Raw genomic sequence first — 22166 nt, 5'->3', positions numbered from 1 at the left:
GATCGAGCGCTACGGCGACCGGATCCGGATCGAGCTGGTCGACCTCGGCAGCCGCCACTTCCCCGTCGAATCCTCCGCCGAGACCGCCAAGCTCCTGACCGGCGAACTCCAGGCGCGGTGCAGGTGGGCCGCGCACCGTCAAGAGCTACGCCCGCCGTCCGCCATCGACCGACAACGTCGTCCCGGTGACGTACGACGCGGCGTCCGAGCAAAGCCAGACCACGGCCGCGGCGGCTTCCTCCGGAGTGGCCAGCCTGCCGAGCGGAGTGATCGCCTCCTGCCGGGCGATCACAGCGGGGTCGGCAGCCCACTTGTCGAACCCCGGCGTCCGAGTCGGCCCAGGGCACACCGCGTTGACGCGGATGCCGTCTGCCGCGTAGTCCACCGCCGCGACCTTGGTCAGGCCCACAATCCCGTGCTTCGCCGCGACGTAAGCCGGCGCGTTCGGGATCGCGTACAACCCGCCGTTGGATGCGACGTTCACGATCGCGCCGCCCTTCAGGTGCGGCAGTTCGTACTTCATGCAGAGGAAGGTCCCGGACAGATTCACCTGCACGACGCGCTCGAACTCGGCGAGGGTCAGCTGGTCGACGCGTTTATGCGACGACAACCCGGCGTTGTTGACCGCGAAGTCGAGCCCGCCGTACGCCTCGACTGCCTGCTTCACCGCGGCCTGCACCGAAGACTCGTCGCTGATGTCGACCTGGACGGCCAGCGCTTCCCCGCCGTCCTTCTTGATCATCTCGACGGTTTCCGCCGCGGCCGCCTCGTCGATGTCCAGCACGGCCACCGCTGCCCCGGTGCGCGCGAACCCGATCGCCGCTGCCCGGCCGATCCCGCTGCCCGCCCCGGTGACGAGCCCACACCGCCGGTTCACCCGAGCGACTCGTGGTTCGCCCAGGCCACGCGGTACGAATACCGCGCCTGCCACTTCTCGATCACCTCGTGCAGTTCAGGTGCGGTGAAGCTCTTGGCCAGCGTGTCGAGGTCGGCGAGGGTGACCTGGACGATCGCCGTCGCGATCAGCGCCGGGATGGCGTCTTCACCGGGGATCGGCAGGTGGCGCCTGGTCTGTACCGACTCGGCGAACCCGGTCGCCAGCATGGCCTGTTTGATATCGCTGAGGTACTGATCCAGCTCACCGTCGGGTAGCGGCTGTTCGAACGAAACAAGCATCGTGTGCGTGATCATGCTTCAAGTTTTGCCCTGGTTCCGACCGGAAGTCCAAGACCGATTCGCTATTTGGCGATAACCTGGAGGCATGGCTGAGCTGGAGACGCGCGAACTTGAGTACTTCCTGGCGGTCGCCGACGAACTGCACTTCGGCCGGGCTGCCGTACGGCTGTCGATCGCCCAGCCAGCGCTCTCGAAGGCGATCCAACGCATCGAAACCCGGCTCGGCGTGCAACTGTTCGCCCGCTCAAGCCGCCACGTCGAACTGACCGCGGCCGGCGAGGCGCTCCAGGAACACGGACGGCACGCGCTCAACGCGGTCAGCGCCGCCGCCCGCAACGCCCGCCGCGCCGGGGAAAGCCACCTGCGCCTGGTGCTCAAACCTGGCGGGGACGCCGGACTGCTGTCCGGAATCCTCGCCGAGTACTCCCATCATCCCGACGCGCACCAGGTCGACATCCTCTTCAGCGGCCCCGCCGACCGCGCCGACTTCCTCCTCAGCGGCCGCGCGGACGTCGGCCTCCTGTTCGTCCCGTTCGACAACCTGACCAGGCTTGCGCACGAAACCCTGCACGCCGAGGACCGCGTGGCCATCGTCCCCAGCACGCACCGGCTGGCACAGCACGCGTCCGTCCGGCTGTCCGATTTGGACGGAGAACCGCTGCCGTCCTGGAAGGGCGTGCCCGGCCTCGACGGAACCGGCCCGGAGGTGGCTGACGTGGTCCAGCTGCTGCACCTCATCTCGCTGGAGCGGATGGTCGGCGTACTGCCGCGGTCTTTGGTCGACCAGGTCCCGCCGGATGTGGTCTGCGTGCCGATCGCGGACGCTCCGCCCAGCCAGCTGGTGCTCGCCTGGAATGAGCAGGACCGGCGGCCGCAGGTGGCCTCGTTCGTGAACGCGGCGCTGAATTCGGTCCGGTGAAGCTCGGTTGAAAGCCGCCAGCGGCAACCTGGCAGGGGCTTCCGGGCCTGAACACGCGAGCAGGCGAAACATCCGCCCGCGGTCGATCGCGGACAGCCGTCGGGCTAATTGCGTTCAGTCCTGCGGCCAGAAGTGTCATGCTGGCCTGGTGGAGGACATCATCGCCGCGGTCGGACCCCGGCTTCGGCACTTCCGGCGGCAACGGAACCGCACCCTGGACGAACTGTCGAACGCGACCGGCATCTCCATCAGCACCCTCTCCCGTCTCGAATCCGGCCAGCGCAAGGCCACCCTCGAACTGCTGCTCCCCATCGCCCGCGCGCACCGGGTCCCGCTGGACGAACTGGTCGGCACCGCCCCGCTGCAACCGGTCACGCGCAGCGACCGGACCGTCGTACCGCTCACCCGGCAGCCCGGCCGGCTGCAATCGCTCAAGATGATCTTCGACGCCGCCCGACGCGAACCCGAACCGCGCACTCATCCCGGTCACGAATGGTTCTGCGTGCTCAGCGGCAAGGGCAGGCTCGTGCTCGGCGAACACGACGTCGTCCTCAAAGCGGGCGAGGTCGCCGAATTCGACACCCGGATTCCGCATTGGTTCGGCAGCACCGGCGAGGGTCCGGTCGAAATCCTCAGCATGTTCGGCAGTCAGGGCGAGCGCATCCGCGTCCGGGCCAAGACACGCTGATTGCTCCATGTGGCGGCATAACCCAAGGCGTAGGGGAAAACCTATGCCCGCGCTGACCTGCGCCGATCCGAACCCACCATCGAAAGTCGGTGCCTAGCACCAAAAATCCCGGCTTAACATCCGTGTCCCGCGGACGGACACCCTTTTCCCTCCGCGCGTTTCCTTCGCCCACGACGAGGAGATGCATCGATGCGGAAACTCTTTGCCCTGCTCACTTCCGCCCTGGCGGCCGCGGCCGTCGTCGCCGGCAGCCCGCCGGTTTCCGCGGCGCCGGACAGCGGGGTGGTGCCCGGGCTGACCGGGGCCGCCGCGAAAGCCGCCGCCGGGACCGCGGCGGACAAGTTCCTCAAACTGCGTCGCGAAAAAGCCGGCCGCTCCGTCAAACCGCGGCTCGACGCGCAGCAGCACACCTTCTGGGGCCCTGAACCGCAACTCTCCAGCGGCGCGGACGGAATTCTCGTCACGCACAGTGTCGTCCCCGACCTCCGGCTCTCGAACAGCGCGGACGTCGTTTACGCCCCGACGGTCAAGCCCACCGGGCATTCCTGCATCGAGGTCGTCACCGCGTACGGGCTCGACCAGGGCGGTCAGGTCTGGGCCTGGGACTGGTGCGGGACGATCGGACCGGCGAAGGTAGTCCCACTGGACAGCTCGTTCCTCTCCACCTACACGTCCACAGTGGATGGACACCCGGCGTTCACCGTGCAGGAGGTCCAGACCGACGCGGGCAGCAACCGCTGGACCGCCTCGCTCTACAACGTGAAGACCGGCAAGTGGGACGACCTGTTCTCGCAGAGCGGGAGCGACCAGAGCACCCTCAACGAGGGCTGGGACATCTTCGAGCTGTACTCGACCGTCGACCCGTCGACCGGCCAGGCCTACTACTGCTCGGACGCCAAGGGCAAGGTGTTCGAATCCAGCCAGCTGCAACTGCGCATCGGCGGCCAGTGGACGCCGGCGACGGAGTCGAACTCGCCGTTGCAGCCGACCGCCAACCCGAACCCCAGCGACTACAGCTGCTCGTCGCTGCGGTTCGAGGTGCCGACGCCGAACAGCAACTGGCGCGTCACCGTCTAAGCCCCGGCTGGCAGGGGTGCGTGCCACCAGCGGTCGAACGCGGCACTGCACCCCTGCCGGTCGGCGTAATCGCGGGCCACCTTCCGGGATATCTCGCCGGCCCGGTCCGCGACCGCCGTGCCCGGCCGGTAACACAACCGCAGCTCCTGCCACAGCGGTGCGTCCTCGATCGCCCGCACCACGATCCCGCCCTGCCGATCCTCGCGAGTCGCCAACGCCGGCGCGACCGCCATGCCCTCGCGCACCAAGTCCAGCAACGTAGCCAGGCACTGCGGCCGATGCGGCTGATCGAGTACGACGCCGCGCTGTCGGCAGACCTCCTGCAAGTACACCGACCACCGAGTCGTCCACGGCGGATCGTCCGCCCAGGGATACCCGGCCAGCTCCGCCAGCGGTATCTCCCCGCGCGAGGCCAGCGGATGATCTTCGGCCAGAATCACGAAAACCGGCTCCCGCGCCTGCACCACGATGCTCTCGACGCCGTCCGGAACGATCCGGTCCGGAAGCGGCGCAAGATAAACCAGCGCGAGATCAAGCTCCCCGTCCGCGAGCGCCGCCAACGTCCGGGCTTCGTCCTGCTCCTCATGCACCCGGACCCCGGCACACCACGGCTGATCCCGCAACCACCTCGCCAACGCGAGATGCAAAAACCCGCTATACCCGCCGATGCGCACCGCTCCACCCGGCTCCCGCCGCACGCCGGCCCGCTCGGTCAGCGCGGACATCCCGGCCAGCACCGCCCGCGCGTCCGCGACAACGTCCTCGCCGAGCGCCGTGGGCACACACCCGGTCGGCGAGCGCGCGAACAAACTCCCGCCGACCGACCGCTCGACGCGCCGCAGCAACCCGGACAACGCCGGTTGAGACACGTGCAACGTCTTGGCCGCGCGAACGAGACTGTGCGCGTCGGCGATGGCCACGAGCGCGCGCAGATGGCGCAGTTCCAGCTCCATGACTCCTCCGGCCGCAACCCCTCTCGCCTGGTCACTGTAACGCCGCAGATCGTGAGGAATTACCGACGCGAGTCGGTACTCGGCCGCGAAATCACTCCTCCGCTGCCAGACGGGGTTCCGTTGGAGAGGGAGAACTCCGAAACGCTGGAGGAACCGCCGCCGCGCGCCGTCGGCAGGGCTGAAGACCACCGAACTGGCCGATGCCACCTGGGCGAACGTCCTCTCCCTGCCATCGCTGGCCTGGAGGCCGCTCCTGGCCGCGAGGAACCCTTGCGGTACTCGACTGACGCCTCCGCGGCCGAAATCCGAGGAGACTTTTCGCGACGGCAAGAACACGCGCCGCCCTAGCACCAGCGATCCTGGCCGCGTGCGGTTCGACCGAAGCGGCCAGTTCGCCGGACCAGCCGCCTCGGCGCCGAACAGCGCTCCCCAGCCGTCCGGGACGCGGCAGCCCGCGTCCGGTACCCGGCCTACCAGACCGCAGTCGAACGCTGGGTCAGCCAGATCCTGCGGAAGCACTACGCGAAAGCCTGCCTGTCAGCGCTCCCGTGCTGCCGCCCGGCAAAGACGCTGTGCAAGAGCGCCGAGCCGCTGCACGACGCCTGGGCCAGGCCCGGCGGCACGCTGCCGCTACCAGGAAAGTCACCGTGGACGAGGCCAACGCGTCCGGAGAGGTCAAGCTCGACGGCCACACCCTGCGCAGCCTCGAACTCGTCGGAGCCACCGGCTCACCTTCAAGGCGGAAGCCCGAGGGCGCCTAGTACGTCCAGGGCTTCGACCTCAACATCTGATCCCGACTTTCGTCGGTCCGATAGGTCTGGACAACTTCGCGAGTGGTCTAGACAATAACGAGCCAGGGGGTCGCATCGGACCGGAGGAACCGCAATGAAGCGTGCTCGTTTCCTCGTCGTGCTCCTGCTAGCCGCAGCCGGACTTGTCGTCGGCGGGCCAGCGCAGGCGGCGAACCTGCTCGCCAACCCCGGTTTCGAAGCCGGTTCGACATCCGGCTGGACCTGCCCGGCAGGTGCCGCCGTGAAGACGCCGGTGCACTCGGGAACCTATGCCCTAGCCGTCGCCCCCGGTGCTTCTGACCAGGGTCAATGCACCCAAACGGTGCCCGTGCGCCCCAGCACGACCTACTCGGTTTCCGCCTGGGTGCAAGGCGCGCCGGTCTACCTCGGCGTCACCGGCGGCTCCTCCACGTGGACCAACGCATCCGCGTACAGCCAGCTTTCGCTGTCCTTCACCACCACCGCGAACCAGACATCCGCGGAGCTGTACCTGCACGGCTGGTACGGCGCCGGCACGTACCACGTCGACGACGTAGTACTCGACGGCCCTGGCGGCGACACGCCCGACGCCCCCGGCGTCCCAGGAAGCCCGACCGTCGGCACCGTGGCCGACACGTCGATCGCGTTGAACTGGGGCGCAGCCGCAGGCACCGTCACCGGCTACCGCGTCTACGAAGACAACGCCCTGCGCGCCACCGTGGCCGGCACGTCCACAACGCTTTCCGGCCTGACCGCCTGCACCTCGCACAGCTACTCAGTCACCGCCTACAACGACAAAGCCGAATCCGCCCACACTCCCACAGTTTCCGCGACCACCAGCGGCTGCACCAGCACCGGCCTGCCGAAACACTCATTGATCGGCTACGTCCACGCAAGCTTCGCGAACGGCTCGGGGTACCTGAAGCTCGCCGACGTCCCGAGCGCGTGGGACATCATCGACCTGGCCTTCGCCGAACCAACCTCGGTGACCTCCGGCGACGTCCGCTTCAACCGCTGTTCCGCCACCGAATGCCCCGGCGTGGAAAGCGACGCGGACTTCATCGCGGCGATCCGCGCGAAACAGGCGCAGGGCAAGAAGGTCCTGATCTCGATCGGCGGCCAGAACGGCGAAGTCCAGCTCACCACTACCGCCGCCCGCGACAACTTCGTCAACTCGGTCGCGGCGATCATCGACAAATACGGCCTTGACGGCTTGGACGTCGACTTCGAAAGCCAGTCCCTGTCCCTGAACTCGGGCGACACAGACTTCCACAACCCGACCACACCAGTGATCGTCAACCTGATCTCGGCTTTGAAGACCCTGAAAGCCCGATACGGAGCCAAATTCGTCCTGACGATGGCCCCCGAAACGTTCTTCGTCCAGGTGGGCTACCAGTTCTACGGAGGCGCCGGCGGCGGCGACAGCCGTACTGGTGCGTACCTGCCGGTCATCTACGCCCTGCGCGACTCGCTCACGGTGCTGCACGTCCAGGACTACAACTCGGGCCCAGTCATGGGATTGGACAACCAGTACCACACCATGGGCGGCGCGGACTTCCTGATCGCGATGACCGACATGCTCAAGTCCGGCTTCAAGGTCGCGAACACCGGCCAGACTTTCCCCGGCCTACGCGAGGACCAGATCGCCGTCGGCCTCCCCGCAGCCGTCAGCGCAGGCAACGGCTACGTCTCTCCGTCCGAAGTCCAAACCGCCGTGACCTGCCTGGCCCACGGAACCGGCTGCGGCTCATACACCCTGCGCGGCGGGCCGTCGCCCGCACTGCGGGGGTTGATGACTTGGTCGGTGAACTGGGATCGGTACTACAACTGGGCTTTCCAGAACGCGCACCGGCCGTTCCTGGACGGACTCGGCTGAGCGATCGAAAGCACGATGTGAGGCCTAAACGCGGATGGCCATGGGGACACCTGCCGGAAATTCTCCAAGGTTGCTCTTCAGAGCGATATTTGAGATGGAAATTGAGGTGATCCGCGCATCCGGCTGCGCGGGTTTCCCGAAAAGAGAAAACAATGCATCGCATTGAACTTCATACCCCAAGATTAAGTCTGCTCGATTGCGAGCAAGCGCAGCTGGACATTGCTGGCGAAACTGCCCATCCTTGAAGCCGAACAGACAGTCCTCGGGAAAGCTTTCGCGCGCAGACGCTGACGAAGCCCGCCGTGAAGCTCTTCCGCACAAGCCCGATGCTCAAAACGTCCGCACCAGCGCCATCTGCTTTAAAATCGACGACTTCTCCGCCCTTCATTATTACGGCGGCAACAATATAGGCACTGATCCTCCTTATGGTCGGACCCGCACGAAGGGGAACCGTCATTCGCGACCCCGCGAGCCGAACAGTCCGTCCAGTGCGCCTAGCACGCGATCAACCGCCGCATCGAGCAGCACCGTGTCATCCGCAGACGACCAGTAGGCGACCGTCCGGGCGAGTTGCTCTCGCCAGAACGACTCCGGATCGGCAACCTCGAACCCCAGCGAGGCGGCGAACTGAGCGAACCCCTTGCCAGGCTGGCCGTCAACCATGCTGGTGACCAGCGAACTCAGCAGCGGCCGACCGTGCTCGTGTTCGTATTGGCTGACCCGGCCTAGGGCGTCATTGAGCCCGCCGGAAGGGTGGCCGGCTCATCGGATAGCGCCACCGGCCGGCTGGATCAACCAGCGGCCCAAGGTCTCGGTAGTAGATGCGGGCGTCCTCGGGCTGGTCCGGGGACCCCGCCCGAGCGCAGTCGCGCAGCCGCCGCCAGATAAGCCGCTCGTCGGTCGTGAGCTGAATCAAGAGACCTCCGGACCATCCGGACGGCGCAGCCTCTCCCCTCCGTTGCGATCCGGGTCGGCTCGTGATCGTCGAACGTTACAAAATTGGCCGGCGACCGGTAACAATCGCAGTGATGCGGCGCTCCGCATCAAGCGCCGCAGAAGCGCAGGCCCGCATGCGCCGGAGTACTTCGGCAACCTCGGTGCCGTGCCCTCCCCAGTTCGCTCCGGGCAGTGCGGCTCTCTCGCTTCCGCGATGGTTGTCGACGATCTGGACGGAATACTCCATGGCGCACAGCGGCAACCCGCTGCCGGAACCGAAAATCCCTACGCCGTCCGCCAACCGGAGTCCCCGAAAGCGACGGCCAGCTCCTCCGGACCTCGCAGTAGTCACCCAGCGCCAGCACGGTCCCGTCCAGCCAGAACCGCGCCCGCTCCGCAGTCGTCAAGCCATCCACGATCGCCTCCGCGCCAACCCGGTGCGCCAAGCCCGGCAACTCCCGCAGCACGCCAGCCCGGGCGCGTCGGGCGCGATCCCGTTCAGCAGCCCGGAGTCCAGCCGCACGCTGAGCACCGGCCGCGCGCCCAGGCCGGACATCGGCCCGCAGGTTGTCCCTGGCCTCTCCAACAACCCATTTCGAGAAGAATGATCGCCCGCAGGTCCGCGAGGTCACGACCCACTACCACTGCTGTACTTTGCCGCTGTACAGGCACGAAAAAGGCCCTTCCCGATTTCCCGGAAAGGGCCTCTGACTTGCGGTGGAGCTGAGGGGAATCGAACCCCTGACCTTCTCGATGCGAACGAGACGCGCTACCAACTGCGCTACAGCCCCTCAGGAGCGTGAGCCCCTGTTGTTCAGTGCTTGGAAAGCTTAGCAGCGCCCTCCAGGCACCGAACAGCGGGGGTCACTCTCCTACTGCCCGGCGGTACGGGCTCGCACTGGGCTCGGCGAGTTCCTCGAACGCGGGATCCTCGTCGTCCAGGTCGACCACGACCGCCTGGCGGCGAATGCGGGACATCGGGGACGGTTTGCGCTCCACGATGTCGCGCGGCACCTCGGGTGCGACGACCTCGACGTCCTCTTCTTCCTCCGCTTCGAGGGAGTCGTACGCCTCGTAAGAGGGAGCAGGAGCTGTCGTCGAGTAACGGGCCATCCGGCGCTGCCGGATCTCGTTCTCGATGCGGACCTGACGGCGGAGGTACACGAGGTAGCCGACGAGGGCGAGGTCCACCGCGGCGTGCGCCCACCACGCGAGCGAGATGGCGAATCCGGCGATCGCGGCCGTCACGACGGCGGCGATCAGCAGGATCACGACCACCCGCTGACGGAACGCGTACTTCGCCTTGGCCGCGATCTCCGCTGCCTCCGGGTCGAAGCCGCCCCGGCCAGGCCGGTAGCTGCGGCGTTCGCGGCGCGGCTCGGCGGCGCGTTCCGCGCGCGAGGGCTGCGGGAGCGGCTCCGGTTCGGCTTCGGGCTCGGCGTCCAGGTCAGCGTCGAGTTCCGCCTCGAGTTCGGCGAGATCATCCTCCACCGAAGGATTCGCATTGTCGGGCATGGCGTCGTCCTCCTGTCCCTCGTTGCGAGCACTGCCCCTTCGCACTACCCGGGCGGCCAGCGCGGAGGTTGGCGTCCGCGCGACTTGCTGGCGTTTGCGAGCCACCATGGGCACGAGAACGACGAGCCATGCCGCGGCGAGCGCGACGATGATCACCGAGCTGGGCATCTCCCGTCACCTCCCCCGATCCTCTGCTGTAGTCACGCTAGCCACAACAGTCACACAGGAGGCGCAGACTCGCCGGGTTCGATCACGAAAATGCATCACCGCATTAGGTGAATCTCACAGGATGTGGTAACGCGTGATCGGTTTAGCACGCGTAGTCACCGTTAGGCCAGGTCGGCGCGGCCGGACGCCACCAGCCGGGACACCAGGCCGTCGCCGGTCTCCTCTTTTGTCACGGCGAAACACAGGTGGTCACGCCAGGCTCCGGCGACATCGAGGTACCGCTCGAACAGCCCTTCCTGCCGATATCCGGCCTTGGTGAGCACGCGGATGCTGGCGTTGTTCTCCGGCCGCACGGTGGCTTCCAGCCGGTGCAGCCCGGCGGCATCGAAAGCGTGATCTGTCACGAGGGCGACGGCCGCGGTGGCCACGCCTCCCCGGACGATCTCGGACGACACCCAATACCCGATCCAGGCCGACCGGAGTGCGGCGCGGATCACATTACCGACAGTGATCTGCCCCGCGAACTTTCCGTCAACCGTGATCGTGAACGGCAGGCACTGCCCCCGCCGCGCGAGCCCGCGCAACGCCGCCCATTGCGACGGCCACGACCAGAACGCGTTGCGGTCGGCCCACGGCCCGATCCCGGTCGGCTCCCACTCCTCAAGGTGCTCGCGGTCCCGCAGCCGGACGCGGCTCCACTCGCCGGCGTCGCGCAACCGCACCGGGCGCACGGCCAGCACGCCTGCCGGGATCCGCAGGGGGCCGAGCGTGGCGGGCCAGCCGGGATGCCGGTTTTCGACCGAGTCGGCGAGTGCGGCCACGGATCAGGCGCGCTGGGCGAGGAAGGTGACCTTGACCTGGTCGCCCGCGGCCACCTCGGTGAGATCTTCCTCGACGGTGATGAGGCAGTTGGCCTCGGCCAGCGACGCGAGCAGGTGCGCCCCCGAGGTCCCAAGAGGCTGCACCAGGTACTCGCCGTTCGCCTCGTCGCGCAGCAGCTGGCCGCGCAGGTAGCCGCGGCGGCCCTTCGTCGAGGTGATCGACGACAGCAGCCGCGCTCCGACCACCCGGCGGTGCGGGTTGCGCGTGCCGCGCGCGGTGCGGATCAGTGGCCGTACCAGCACCTCGAACACCACGAGCGCGCTCATCGGGTTGCCCGGGATGAGGAAGGTCGGCACCGAGTCCGGGCCGAGCCTGCCGAAGCCCTGCACCGATCCGGGGTGCATCGCGACCCTCGTCAGGTCGATGTGCCCGAGGTCGGACAGCGCGGCGTGCACCTCGTCGCCGGAAGACCCGCCTGCCCCGCCCGCGACGACCACGATCTCGGACATCAGCAGCCGTCCTTCGACGACCTCGCGCAGCCGCTTCGGATCGCCCGGCACGATGCCGACCCGGCTCACCTCGGCGCCCGCGTCGCGAGCGGCCGCCGCCAGCGCGTACGAGTTGACGTCGTAGACCTGGCCGACCGACGGCGTGCGGTCGATGTCCACCAGCTCGTCGCCGACCGACACGATCGACACTCGCGGCCGTGGGTAGACCAGCACCTTCGCGCGGCCGACCGCGGCCAGCAGCCCGACCTGCGCGGAGCCGATGGTGTCGCCCTTGCGCACCGCGACATCGCCGATCTGCACGTCCTCGCCGGCCCGCCGCACGTAGCCCGCTGACGGCACGGACCGGGTGATGGTGACCTTGGCCTGGTGGCCGTCGGTGTAAGCGGTCGGGACCACGGCGTCCGCGAGCGTGGGCAGCGGCGCGCCGGTGTCGACCCGCACCGCCTGGCCTGGCTGCAACCGTCGCGGCTGCCGCGAGCCAGCCGGGATTTCGCCGACGACCGGCAGCTGGACCGGTTCCTGCCCGGCGGTCTGCACATCGACGCTGCGGACCGCGTAACCGTCCACCGCCGCCTGGTCGAACCCGGGCAACGCGTGCTCGGCGACCACTTCCTCCGCGCAGAGCAGGCCCTGCGCTTCGGAGATCGCGACGCGAACCGGACGCGGGCGCACAGCGGCGTCGAGGGTGAGCGCGATCTGCTCGTCGACCGAGCGGAAATCGCCGGGCTCGGCGGATTCTTCCGGCGAGGCGACGATTTCCGCCGATTCCGCCGCGGGGACGGCCTGGACTGCCGGTTCGGCCACGTCTTCGGTCGGGACGGCGGGGGTGGAATCGAGGGAGTCCGTCATGGGCGATCGTTTCCGATCCGTTCGGTCAGCCAGGTGCGCAGCGACGGCCCGTAATCCGGGTCCTCAAGCGCGAAATCGACGGCGGCGCGCAGGAATCCGCCCGGGTTGCCCAGATCGTGCCGCCCGCCGCGGTGGACGACGATGTGCACCGGGTGTCCCTCCTGGATCAGCAGCGCGACGGCGTCGGTGAGCTGCAGCTCACCGCCCGCGCCGGGCTCGATCCGGCGCAGCGCGTCGAAAATCGCCCGGTCGAGCAGATACCGCCCAGCCGCGGCGTAGGTCGAGGGCGCGTCCTCCGGCTTGGGCTTCTCGACCATGCCGTGGACCTGCTTGACGTCCGGGTCGTCGGTGTCGGTGACGTCGAAGACGCCGTATGGGGAGATCTGCTCCTTCGGGATGTCGAAGGCACAAAGCACGCTTCCGCCGTACTGGGCGCGAACGGCCGACATCCGGTCGAGGACCCCGGCGGGCAACACGAGGTCGTCGGGCAGGAGAACGGCGACAGCGGTGTCTTCGTCGGTGAGGTTCGGCTCGGCCTGCGCGACAGCGTGCCCGAGCCCGAGTGCCTGTTCCTGGATCGCGACCTCGACGTCCAGCAGCTCCGGCCCGCGGCGCACCTTCGCCAGCAGTTCGGTCTTGCCCTTGTCCTCTAGCGTCTTCTCCAGGTCCGGCATCGCCTCGAAGTACCGGACGACAGCTTCTTTGCCCGGCGAGGTGACGATCACCAGCCGCTTCGCTCCCGCGCTCGCCGCCTCGGTCGCGACGATCTCGATCCCCGGCGTGTCGACCACTGGCAGCAGCTCTTTGGGCACCGCTTTCGTAGTCGGCAGGAATCGCGTGCCGAGGCCTGCGGCAGGCACGATGGCGGTTCTGAAGGTCTGGGTGGTTGAGGCGCCCGTCATGGGCGCAAAGCCTAACCTGGTCTCATGCACGAGCCGGGCAATGAGACCCCGAGCAAGGCGGAGTGGCGGACACGAATCCTTCGCGCCCGCGCCGAACTGCCCCCCGAAGCCCACGCTCGCGAGGCAGCCGCCCTGGCGGCAGCGGCATCGTCGATCCACGCGGAAACGGTGTGCGCGTACCTCCCTTTCGGCACCGAACCCGGCCAGATTTCCCTGGTGAACGCCCTGGCCGCGCGCGTTCTGCTGCCAGTCATCCCGGACACGCCCGGCCCGCTCGACTGGGCCGAGTACACCGGCCCGGACGCCCTGGTCCCCGGACGCCTCCGCGGCGTCCTGGAACCATCCGGCCCACGCCTGGGCACCGCCGCGGTGGCCTCGGCACAGGTCCTGTTGATCCCAGCCCTGGCCGTCGACCGCCACGGCACCCGCCTCGGTCGCGGAGCGGGCTACTACGACCGCACCCTGACCGCCGCGCCCAACACCGCCCGCGTGGCTGTGGTGCGCGCGGAGGAGGTCGTCAACCGTCTCCCGGCCGAACCCCACGACGTGCCCATGACCGCCGTCCTGACGCCCTCCGGCCTCATCCAGCTGCCAACGGCTGCCGCTGCTCGGTGAGACTGCCGCTCGGCTCAGCGCGAGCTGCCGCTCGGCTCAACGCGACACAGCGCGAGCTGCCGCTTGGCTCAACGCGACACAGCGCGAGCTGCCGCTTGGCTCAACGCGACACAGCGCGAGCTGCTGCTCGGCTCGGCGCGGGCTCTGCTCGGCTCAACGCGGCTCGGCGCGGAAGTGGTCAAGACCACTCGATCGGTCACCGTGTTCGGCGCCGCCAACCGAACCCGATGACCGCCGTCATAGCCCACCGCCGAACCCGATGACCACCGTCGTGACCCGCCGCCCGAACCCGATGCCGCCGCCCAGCCACGAACCACCCAAACCACGCATCCGCACACAACCAACACCAGCACCCGTTCCCTCGCGACCGCCAAACCCGCCGCGAGCAAGCCCGCCCACAGACCTTGCAGGCCCCGCCAAACAGCCCAGCAACTGCCCACCCGACCGGACCAGCCGCAGTCCAGTCACCCAGCCGCCGCCACCCAGGACGCCCTGACCAGCACTAACCCGCCACCATCCTTTCCCCGCCCGCACTGTGAGCAAGGGGTAATTGCGCAGAGGGAATGCTGTCCAGCACAATTGGGTTAGCACTCTCGTAGGTCGAGTGCCAGTGCATGAAGGAGCTTCAGTGCCCACGTACCAGTACGCCTGCAAGGAATGCGACCACCGCTTCGAGGCGGTGCAGTCCTTCTCCGACCCCAGCCTGACCGTCTGCCCGCAGTGCTCCGGTCCACTGCGCAAGGTCTTCAGCTCGGTCGGCGTGGTCTTCAAGGGCAGCGGGTTCTACCGCACGGATTCGCGTGATTCGAGCAAGTCGAGCGCCTCCGCGACCCCGGCCAAGACCGAGAGCGCCACGTCCGACTCGTCGTCCACCACCTCCTCTTCGTCGACGTCTTCTTCGTCCTCGAACACATCCTCCACGACGAGCACGACAAAAACGGCTCCCTCGCCCTCCTGACCCCCGAGTTATCCACAAGGGGCCAGTTGTCCACAGGTTCGCGAATCGGCTCTTCCGGCCGGTTCGCGACGTCCTTAACGTCGGATTCGTGCGGCATCCCGCCGCACCGGAACCGACGAGGGGACAACCGTGAACACCTTGCTCAGCCGCCTTCCCGCGCTGCCTGACCTCCGTCTGCCGCGCGGGCGGCGAGCCCGGATGCTCCGCCGGTGTCTCGCGGCGGCCTTGTTCTTGGCCGGCCTGCTCGTCCTGTTTCTCCCGCCCTCAGCGCGAGGCGCACCCGCCACCTCGACGGTGGTCTCCGCGCGCGACCTGCCCGCGGGGTCGGTCCTGCGCGCTGCTGACGTGCGGACTGTCGCGCTGCCCGACAACCTCCGCCCGTCTGGCGCGCTCGCGGCCACTGACGCGGCGGTGGGTCGGCTTCTGTCCGGCGCGGCCCGCGCCGGCGAGCCCCTCACCGACGTTCGGCTTCTGGGCAACAACCTCCCCGTAACGGGTGAACCCGGCGCGGTCACCGTGGCCGTCCGGCTCGCGGACGCGGCCGTCGCCGAGTTGCTTCGGCCGGGCCAGCGCGTCGACGTCGTCGCGGGCGCGGATACCACAAATTCCGCGTCTGTGCTGGCCAGAGGGGCTTCGGTGGTCACCGTCCGGCGTCCCGACGATACCGGGAATCGCGCCTTGGGCCCGCCGCAGAAGGGTCCGCTGGTACTGCTCGCGCTGCCGACCCAGGTTGCCACGCAGGTCGCTGCTTCCTCGCTCGAACGACCGGTAACGGTTACTCTCCGCTAACCCGACCCTGTTCCGACGGGCGACAGCTGTTTGAAGACGGCCAGCCGCCTGTCCCGAATCCCCTGGGAGCAGCAGTGCTGAAAGGTTTCAAGGACTTTCTGATGCGCGGCAACGTCGTCGACCTCGCGGTCGCCGTCGTGATCGGCGCCGCGTTCACCGCGATCGTCACGGCGTTCACCAACGGCCTGATCAAGCCGCTGATCAGCGCGATCGGTGGTTCCGACGCGGCGCAGGGGCTCGGTTTCCGGATCCTCAAGGAAAACGGCGCGACCTTCATGGACTTCGGCGGCGTGATCAACGCGGCGATCAACTTCGTGATCGTCGCCGCGATCGTCTACTTCCTGGTCGTGCTGCCGGTGAAGCACCTACAGGAGCGGCGGAAGCGCGGCCAGGAGCCCGGCCCCGCCGAGCCCACCGACGTCGAGCTGCTCATCGAAATCCGCGACCTGCTGCGCGCGCAGCAGGGCAACGGCCCCTCCAGCCGCGGCAACTGAGGGTTCACTGATCGTGATGCGGGGGCCGGTTCTCGAGATACCACGAATCCGGAGTGGTCTCCGGGCTCCGGCCCCGCTCATCGGACGTGGTCTCCGGCAGGACGTCGCCGAAGATCTCGTCGACCCGGCGGCGGCGCTGGGCCTCGTCTACGCGGGGGCGTCGTTCCTCGTGCGGCATGGGTCCATCGTCCCACCTGTTGTTTGACAAGTGCAGAGAGACATCCGCCGCGAAACGGCCGGGCTCAGACCTCTTCGAGGCCGGAAAGCTCGTCGATCACATGCGGCACCAGCGAGGAGAGGGTCGCCATGCCGTCGCGTACAGCCGCACGTGAGCCGGCCAGGTTGACCACCAGCGTGCTGCCCGAAACTCCGGCCAGGCCGCGGGAGATCCCGGCGTCGACCGCGCCCGCGGCCAGTCCGGAGGCGCGCAGGGCCTCGCCGATGCCCGGGATCGGGCGGTCGAGCACCCCGGCGGTCGCGTCCGGCGTGCGGTCGCGCGGCGACACTCCGGTGCCGCCGACCGTGATCACCAGGTCCGCCCCGCCGATCACCGCCGTGTTGAGCGCGTTGCGGATGCCCGCGGTCTCGGCCTCGACCACCACGACGCCGTCGACGATGAATCCCGCCTCCTCAAGCAGCTCGGTGACGAGCGGCCCGGAGGTGTCCTCGTGCTCCCCGTGCGCGACCCGGTCGTCCACAATCACCACGAGTGCCCGGCCCAGCCGCTGTGCGCTCCGTTCCATGCCGACACCGTATCCGGTTCCGGGCTCGCTTCGCCGCCACGGGCCCGGTGATTTCTGACGATTCGGTGACGTGGTCCGCGCCGGCCGCGCGCGTCCTGGGGCAAGCGGCCTAGCGTCGGCGAGGTGCGAGTGCTCATCACCGGCGGCGCCGGGTTCATCGGGTCCCGGATCGCTGATCAACTGGCCGACGACGGCGACGAGGTCGTCGTGCTGGACAACCTGCTGTCCACCGCGCACGGCTCCACCACGCCGCCCGAATACACCCAGCGGCACCGCTTCCTCCGCGGTGACGTCACCGATACCGAGATCGTCGCCGAGCTGCTCGACGGTGCCGACGCGGTCTGTCACCAGGCCGCTGTGGTCGGGCACGGCGTCGATCCCTCCGACGCGCCCTCGTATGCGCTGAACAACGACTACGGCACTGCCGTGCTGCTGGCCGCGATGCATGCGGCGAAAGTGCGCAAGCTCGTGCTCGCCTCGTCGATGGTGGTCTACGGCGAGGGGCGTTACGCGTGTGCGGAGCACGGTGTCGTTCCGCCGTCGCCTCGCCAGCAGTCCGATGTGGACGCCGGACGATTCGAGCCCGCCTGCCCGCACTGCGGTACCGAGTTGGGCTGGCAACTCGTGCCCGAAAACGCCCCGCTGTTGCCTCGAAGCACGTACGCGGCAACAAAACTGGCGCAGGAACACCTCGCGGGCGCATGGGCTCGGCAGACCGGCGGCACGGTCTGGGCGTTGCGCTACCACAACGTCTACGGCCCCCGGATGCCCCAGAACACGCCGTACGCCGGCGTGGCGTCACTGTTCCGTTCGGCATTGGAGCGAGGCGAAGCGCCGACCGTGCTGGAGGACGGGCAGCAGCAGCGGGATTTCGTACACGTGGACGACGTGGCCCGAGCCAATGTCCTCGCGCTCCGGAACGACGGTCCGGAGGCAGACCTCACGCCGCTGAACATCTGTTCCGGACGGCCGCACAGCGTCGGCGACCTGGCCCGGGAACTGGCCCTTGCCTGCGCAGGGCCGGAGCCGCGGATCGTCGGCGGTGCGCGGCCCGCTGACGTCCGGCACGTGGTCGCCGACCCGGCCCGAGCACGGGAGCTGCTCGGGTTCCAGGCGGAAACGTCCTTCTCGGAAGGCATCGCCGCGTTCGCCACTGCGGAGCTGCGCGCCTCCGTCACCTGATGAGGTGAAGATCACGTTCCGGAATGAATCGGCCGTGCCGGATCTTGATGCTGGGCATGCGTTCCATCGTGGTGGGGGACATCGAAATCCACGCGCTGAGCGACGGACGGCTGCAGTTGCCGTCGTCGTTCTTCCCGGGACTTCGGGGCAAGCGCTCGGCGCCGAGCACCGTGCCCGTGGTCATCGGCGCATTCCTGATCCGGACAGGCGACCGCACCGTGCTGGTCGACACCGGCTTCGGACCGCGTGCGTCCGGCGAGCCGCATCTGCCGCAGCACTCCAAAGAGCAATTGCACCCGGTGGTCAGCGCCGCCGAGCCAGAACACACCGGAGGCTTGCCCGCGGCGCTCGCTGAAGCCGGGGTTGCCCGTGAAGACATCCACACCGTCGTGCTGACTCATCTGCACGCCGACCACATCGGCTGGGTCGCGCCGAACGGCGAGCCGTACTTCCCGAATGCCGAAGTGCGGTACGGCACGCCCGACTGGGCAGCGTTCATCGAACCGGCGGGGCGGCACGACCGCGGCCGCGTAGCGCTGGAAGCCCTTCGCGCCCAGGGCAAACTGCGTCCGCTGTCGGACGGCGAAGTGGTCGCTCCCGGCGTCACCGTCCGGCATGCGCCGGGGCACACGCCAGGGCATCACGTGCTGGAAGCCGCGGATCAGGACCGTCGCGTCGTCCTGATCGGCGACGTCTTCCAGATTCCGGAGCAGATGGCTGATCCGGCGATCGGCGGAGCGTCCGACTTCGATCCCGGGCAGGCGGAGCTGACCCGCCGCCGCTGGCTCGGCGAGGTGGCCGGCACCGGCGCGATCGTCGCGGCAGCGCATTTCCCGAAGGAGCCGTTCTTCCGGATCGCGGCGGACCGCACCGTGGAGCCGGTCTCGGCGGTTGCCGCTTCTTGACTGTCCACAATAGACATATCAGGAGACCGCCAACGGCAACCGCACCTCGAAGCGGCATCCTGGGCCGTGGTTCCGCACGCCGATCCGTCCCCGGTGTGCCTCCACCAGGCCCTTCGCGATCGCCAGGCCCAGCCCGCCACCGCTGGTGGTGCCGCTGCGGTCAGGGGTGCGGGCTTGGGTGCCGCGAAAGGCGACGTCGAAGACCCGGCTGATCTCGTCGTCCGGAATCCCGCCGCAGCCGTCGTCCACGGCCAGCAGCGCCTGGTCGCCGTCGATGCCGATCTGCACGGCGACCGTACCGTCCGGCGGAGTGTGCCGGATGGCATTGGACACGAGGTTCCGCACGATCCGCGCCAGCTCCGGATCGCTGCCGGACACCACCGGCCACGCCGAGGCGTTTTCCAGTACCCGCACGCGTTTGCGGTCAGCCACCGGTGCCTGTGCGGCGACCGCGTCGCTCACCACGTCGCGCAGCGGCACGGCCGACATGCTCAGTTCGAGCGCTCCCGCGGTGATCCGGGACAGCTCGAACAAGTCCCCCACCATGCCGGACAGCCGGGTGGTCTCGCCGCTGATGCGCTGGGCGTAATCAGCCACCTCGGCGCGCTCCGAAACCACGCCGTCTGCCAGCGCCTCCGCCATCGCCTGGATCCCGGCGAGCGGGCTGCGAAGGTCGTGGCTGATCCACGCGACCAGTTCGCGACGCGACGCCTCCGCCGCGCGTTCGCGTTCTCGCGCCTCGCGTTCCCACACACTGCGCCGCGCGATGACCCGGCCCAGCACCATCGCCGCGGGCACCGCCACCAGTGCCACGAGCAGGCACACCAGCAGTTCAGTGGTCAGGGCCTCGGTGAACATGAAGCCGCTCACGCCGAGGATCCCGATCAGCATCGCGGCGATCGGAGTCAGCACGAGCGTGGTCATCGTGGTGACCAGCGACCGGTGCCGCAGCAGGTAAAGCGCGAGTCCGCCCAGCGCTGCCACCGGCAAGGCGAACAGCAAGGCGAGCGGCAGGATGCGCAGAACGTGGACGAACATGTCCCACGCCGTCTCGCCCGAGCCGATCACGGCTGCGTCCGGTCGTAGCGGTAGCCGACGCCCCACACCGTCGCGACGCGGACCGGTTTGGCCGGGTCACGTTCGATTTTCTCGCGCAACCGGCGCACGTGGACAGTCACCGTGGACTGGTCGCCGAAGTCCCAGCCCCATACCTTTTCCAGCAGGTCAGCCCGGCTGAACGCGGTGCCGGGATGGGAGAGGAAGAACGCGAGGAGATCGAACTCGCGCGTGGTCAGCGGCAGCACCGCGCCGTCGAGCGTCGCCTGGCGGGCGGTCATCTGGAGCCGGAGGTCGCCGTCGGTCAGTTCAGCCGTGGGCGGCTCGGGCCGCGGCATCCGGGCCCGCCGCAGCACGGATGCCACGCGCAGGGTGAGTTCCTTGGGGCTGAACGGTTTGGTGACGTAATCGTCAGCCCCCAGCTGCAGTCCGGCGATCCGGTTTTCCTCCTCGCCGAGCGCGGTGAGCATGACGATCGGCACCTGGCTCGTCTGCCGCAGCCGACGGCACACCTCCAGCCCGTTCAGTCCGGGCATCATCACGTCGAGCACCACCAGGTCCGGCACGCGCTCGGCGAACTGGGCGAGCGCCGCCGTGCCGTCGCCAGCCAGGTCGACGGTGAAACCGGCGGTTTCGAGGTAGCGACGGACGACGTCGCGCACGGTCTCGTCGTCGTCCACCACGAGCACGCGGCCCGCTTGGTCCTCCATGCCTCACCTCACCAGTTCGTCAGCAGCAGGTGGTTGACCGCGAGCGCGACAACCGCCTGCCCGGCCAGCCACCAGCGGCGGTGGCCCGCCGGAAGCAGCGCCGTGGCCGGGATCAGCCACGCGCCGAACGGTAGCCAGATCCGTTCTACCTCAGCCTTCGACAGGCCGGACGAATCGGCGAACACGATCGTGAGCACGGCCGCCACCACGATCAGGAGCACCGGATCGCGCAGGATCGTCCGGCGAGAAGGCAGAAAGACCGCCGAAGCCACCCCTCGGCGGGCGGCTGCGACCACTGCCGGTCCGCAGGCGACCGCCACCGCGGCGAGGTCGGCCCACACCCAGTAGGAATACGGCCGCACCAGCGCCACGCCCTGGTAGTAGCGCTCGACCACGAGGTGGTAGCCGTCCACCCACCAGAAACCGGCGAGCGCGAACACGGCGACCACTGCCAATGCGCCAAGGACAGCGACAACCGCGGCCCGCCACTGCCTGCCGAGCACGGCAACGGCCAGCGCGATCAGGCCGAGCAGGACGAGGCCGTAGGAGAGGAAGATCCCGAAGCCGATGAGAATCCCGGCTGCCAACGCCGTGGGCCAGGCGTAACCACGGTGCTCTCGGAAGCCCACCGACGCGAGGGCGAGCAACCCGATACCGGTCGCAGTCACGCCAGCGAAGAGGCCGTCCGCGGACACGCCCAACCACACCGCGCCTGGGCTGAGCACGGCGAACGGAAGCGCCGCGCGGGCGGCGTCGGGACGGCCGAGCAGGGCGATCGTCGCCGGCACCGCGACCGCGACCAACGCGGCCACCAGCACCACGGCGGTCGATGCCCAGGCACCGCCGCGGAGACCGAGACGGTCGAGCCAGACGAAGACGAGGGTCGCGCCGGGCGGGTGGCCGGACACGTGAGTGGTCCACGAGTTCGGCTGGAAATCGAGGATGCGCGAGGAGAACTCGCGGAGGAACCGCGGGATGTCGGTGATGCCGGGGACTTCGTGCAGGTACTCCTGCGGAGTGGTGAGCCGGCCGGTGAAGCCGCGCGTCCAGCCGTCCACCATGGCGAGCGAGAAGATCCAGGCGAGGGAAGCCAGGTAGCCCGCGGCCAGGGCGCGCCGCCATCGCAGCCGGGCGGCCAGGGCCGGGCCGTGCAGGACGACACCGGCGGCGATCAGGACGGCGAACGCCGAGCCGGGGCCGACGTGCGGCAGCCAATGCGCGAACAACGGCGGCGCGAACGCGTAGATCACCACGTCCGAGCCTGGCCGGTTGTAGTACACGCCAACTGCGGTCGCGGCGGCGATCACCATGAGAGTGACGCCGACCGTCACGAGATCGGCGCGGAACCGGGGACGGACGGGAACCGGGGGCGACGGCTCGGCGAGCCGGGCAGCCTTCGTCGACTCGCTCATCGCCGGTCACGATAACCCCGCGCGCGGCCGTCCGGCAGGTTTTCGGCGGATCTGTGAGAAGTTGGTAAGATCTTGGCGAACGTCAGGATTTGGTAAGCACAGCAAGGGTTCTGCACTGTCCTTTCCAGACTTACCGTACGCC

General features: G+C 68.7%; 24 protein-coding genes and 1 tRNA gene. 10 read left to right on the top strand and 15 right to left on the bottom strand.

Annotated elements, in window-relative coordinates; translation table 11 throughout:
• Positions 1-145: 145 nt before the first annotated feature.
• Positions 146-877: an SDR family NAD(P)-dependent oxidoreductase gene (locus A4R44_RS00985; protein ID WP_232791453.1), complete on the bottom strand. Its 732-nt coding sequence runs from the start codon at positions 875-877 to the stop codon at positions 146-148.
• Positions 874-1191, bottom strand: a complete 318-nt coding sequence (locus A4R44_RS00980; RefSeq protein WP_067575486.1) for a hypothetical protein — start codon at positions 1189-1191, stop codon at positions 874-876. The genes A4R44_RS00985 and A4R44_RS00980 overlap by 4 nt, the downstream gene beginning before the upstream one ends.
• A gap of 70 nt (positions 1192-1261) precedes the next feature.
• Here A4R44_RS00980 and A4R44_RS00975 point away from each other — a divergent pair, with 70 nt between their 5' ends.
• The 3 genes from A4R44_RS00975 to A4R44_RS00965 all read left to right on the top strand — a co-directional run bounded on the left by A4R44_RS00975 (position 1262) and on the right by A4R44_RS00965 (position 3860).
• The gene (locus A4R44_RS00975; RefSeq protein WP_067575484.1) at positions 1262-2095 is read left to right on the top strand and encodes a LysR family transcriptional regulator; all 834 of its coding nucleotides are present in this window, start codon (positions 1262-1264) and stop codon (positions 2093-2095) included.
• A gap of 148 nt (positions 2096-2243) precedes the next feature.
• Entirely contained in the window at positions 2244-2783 is a 540-nt protein-coding gene (locus A4R44_RS00970) for a helix-turn-helix domain-containing protein (protein WP_067575482.1), read from the top strand.
• A 189-nt stretch (positions 2784-2972) separates the two neighbouring features.
• Complete coding sequence (locus A4R44_RS00965) at positions 2973-3860, top strand: carbohydrate-binding protein (RefSeq protein ID WP_067575480.1); 888 nt, start codon at positions 2973-2975, stop codon at positions 3858-3860.
• Here the strand turns inward: A4R44_RS00965 and A4R44_RS00960 are convergent.
• The gene (locus A4R44_RS00960; RefSeq protein WP_067575478.1) at positions 3857-4813 is read right to left on the bottom strand and encodes a LysR family transcriptional regulator; all 957 of its coding nucleotides are present in this window, start codon (positions 4811-4813) and stop codon (positions 3857-3859) included. The two genes, A4R44_RS00965 and A4R44_RS00960, sit on opposite strands and share 4 nt — an antisense overlap.
• 885 nt (positions 4814-5698) lie before the next feature.
• Between A4R44_RS00960 and A4R44_RS00955 the strand changes: the two genes are divergently transcribed.
• Positions 5699-7459 (top strand): chitinase, encoded by a 1761-nt coding sequence (locus tag A4R44_RS00955; protein ID WP_067575476.1) that lies wholly within the window; start codon positions 5699-5701, stop codon positions 7457-7459.
• A gap of 453 nt (positions 7460-7912) precedes the next feature.
• Here A4R44_RS00955 and A4R44_RS48745 read toward each other — a convergent pair whose 3' ends face one another.
• From A4R44_RS48745 to A4R44_RS00925, 7 genes are all read right to left on the bottom strand, one after another.
• Positions 7913-8122, bottom strand: a complete 210-nt coding sequence (locus A4R44_RS48745; protein WP_198545130.1) for a hypothetical protein — start codon at positions 8120-8122, stop codon at positions 7913-7915.
• Between the two features lie 676 nt (positions 8123-8798).
• Positions 8799-8951, bottom strand: a complete 153-nt coding sequence (locus A4R44_RS47695; RefSeq protein WP_157904802.1) for a hypothetical protein — start codon at positions 8949-8951, stop codon at positions 8799-8801.
• A 162-nt stretch (positions 8952-9113) separates the two neighbouring features.
• Positions 9114-9186: transfer RNA gene (locus A4R44_RS00945), tRNA-Ala, on the bottom strand.
• A gap of 73 nt (positions 9187-9259) precedes the next feature.
• Positions 9260-10078 (bottom strand): gephyrin-like molybdotransferase receptor GlpR, encoded by an 819-nt coding sequence (glpR, locus tag A4R44_RS00940; RefSeq protein ID WP_067575474.1) that lies wholly within the window; start codon positions 10076-10078, stop codon positions 9260-9262.
• A 161-nt stretch (positions 10079-10239) separates the two neighbouring features.
• Positions 10240-10899, bottom strand: coding sequence for a GNAT family N-acetyltransferase (locus tag A4R44_RS00935; protein ID WP_067575472.1), 660 nt, complete (start codon positions 10897-10899; stop codon positions 10240-10242).
• A 3-nt stretch (positions 10900-10902) separates the two neighbouring features.
• Positions 10903-12258: a gephyrin-like molybdotransferase Glp gene (gene glp / locus A4R44_RS00930; protein WP_202507365.1), complete on the bottom strand. Its 1356-nt coding sequence runs from the start codon at positions 12256-12258 to the stop codon at positions 10903-10905.
• Positions 12255-13160 (bottom strand): UTP--glucose-1-phosphate uridylyltransferase, encoded by a 906-nt coding sequence (locus A4R44_RS00925; RefSeq protein ID WP_067575470.1) that lies wholly within the window; start codon positions 13158-13160, stop codon positions 12255-12257. Before A4R44_RS00925 ends, glp begins: the two co-directional genes overlap by 4 nt.
• A 24-nt stretch (positions 13161-13184) precedes the next feature.
• Here A4R44_RS00925 and A4R44_RS00920 point away from each other — a divergent pair, with 24 nt between their 5' ends.
• From A4R44_RS00920 to mscL, 4 genes are all read left to right on the top strand, one after another.
• Positions 13185-13775: a 5-formyltetrahydrofolate cyclo-ligase gene (locus tag A4R44_RS00920; RefSeq protein WP_067575468.1), complete on the top strand. Its 591-nt coding sequence runs from the start codon at positions 13185-13187 to the stop codon at positions 13773-13775.
• A gap of 628 nt (positions 13776-14403) precedes the next feature.
• Positions 14404-14733, top strand: a complete 330-nt coding sequence (locus tag A4R44_RS45165; RefSeq protein ID WP_095213135.1) for an FmdB family zinc ribbon protein — start codon at positions 14404-14406, stop codon at positions 14731-14733.
• Positions 14734-14862: 129 nt separating this feature from the next.
• Positions 14863-15522, top strand: coding sequence for an SAF domain-containing protein (locus A4R44_RS00915; protein WP_232791452.1), 660 nt, complete (start codon positions 14863-14865; stop codon positions 15520-15522).
• A 74-nt stretch (positions 15523-15596) separates the two neighbouring features.
• Positions 15597-16016, top strand: a complete 420-nt coding sequence (gene mscL / locus A4R44_RS00910; protein ID WP_067575466.1) for a large-conductance mechanosensitive channel protein MscL — start codon at positions 15597-15599, stop codon at positions 16014-16016.
• A 4-nt stretch (positions 16017-16020) separates the two neighbouring features.
• Here the strand turns inward: mscL and A4R44_RS48740 are convergent, their stop codons facing one another.
• Positions 16021-16194 carry a hypothetical protein gene (locus A4R44_RS48740; RefSeq protein ID WP_167545491.1) on the bottom strand — a complete coding sequence of 58 codons (174 nt, stop codon included), beginning with the start codon at positions 16192-16194 and terminating at the stop codon, positions 16021-16023.
• Between the two features lie 64 nt (positions 16195-16258).
• The gene (locus A4R44_RS00905; RefSeq protein WP_009083558.1) at positions 16259-16759 is read right to left on the bottom strand and encodes a molybdenum cofactor biosynthesis protein B; all 501 of its coding nucleotides are present in this window, start codon (positions 16757-16759) and stop codon (positions 16259-16261) included.
• A 123-nt stretch (positions 16760-16882) separates the two neighbouring features.
• Here A4R44_RS00905 and A4R44_RS00900 point away from each other — a divergent pair, with 123 nt between their 5' ends.
• Positions 16883-17941 (top strand): NAD-dependent epimerase/dehydratase family protein, encoded by a 1059-nt coding sequence (locus A4R44_RS00900; RefSeq protein WP_067575464.1) that lies wholly within the window; start codon positions 16883-16885, stop codon positions 17939-17941.
• Positions 17942-17997: 56 nt separating this feature from the next.
• Complete coding sequence (locus A4R44_RS00895; RefSeq protein ID WP_067576499.1) at positions 17998-18846, top strand: MBL fold metallo-hydrolase; 849 nt, start codon at positions 17998-18000, stop codon at positions 18844-18846.
• An 18-nt stretch (positions 18847-18864) separates the two neighbouring features.
• Here A4R44_RS00895 and A4R44_RS00890 read toward each other — a convergent pair whose 3' ends face one another.
• The 3 genes from A4R44_RS00890 to A4R44_RS00880 are packed head-to-tail and all read right to left on the bottom strand — an operon-like array spanning position 18865 to position 22024.
• Positions 18865-19914, bottom strand: coding sequence for a sensor histidine kinase KdpD (locus A4R44_RS00890; protein WP_067575462.1), 1050 nt, complete (start codon positions 19912-19914; stop codon positions 18865-18867).
• The gene (locus tag A4R44_RS00885) at positions 19911-20612 is read right to left on the bottom strand and encodes a response regulator transcription factor (RefSeq protein ID WP_067575460.1); all 702 of its coding nucleotides are present in this window, start codon (positions 20610-20612) and stop codon (positions 19911-19913) included. The genes A4R44_RS00890 and A4R44_RS00885 overlap by 4 nt, the downstream gene beginning before the upstream one ends.
• An 8-nt stretch (positions 20613-20620) precedes the next feature.
• Positions 20621-22024 carry a hypothetical protein gene (locus A4R44_RS00880; protein ID WP_067575458.1) on the bottom strand — a complete coding sequence of 468 codons (1404 nt, stop codon included), beginning with the start codon at positions 22022-22024 and terminating at the stop codon, positions 20621-20623.
• Positions 22025-22166 lie beyond the last annotated feature (142 nt).

Origin of the sequence: Amycolatopsis sp. M39 (genome assembly GCF_001651785.1) — a bacterium.
GTDB lineage: Bacteria > Actinomycetota > Actinomycetes > Mycobacteriales > Pseudonocardiaceae > Amycolatopsis > Amycolatopsis rubida.
The sequence above is the reverse complement of the archived record's forward strand: the minus strand, read 5'-3'. Positions and strand labels throughout refer to the sequence as shown.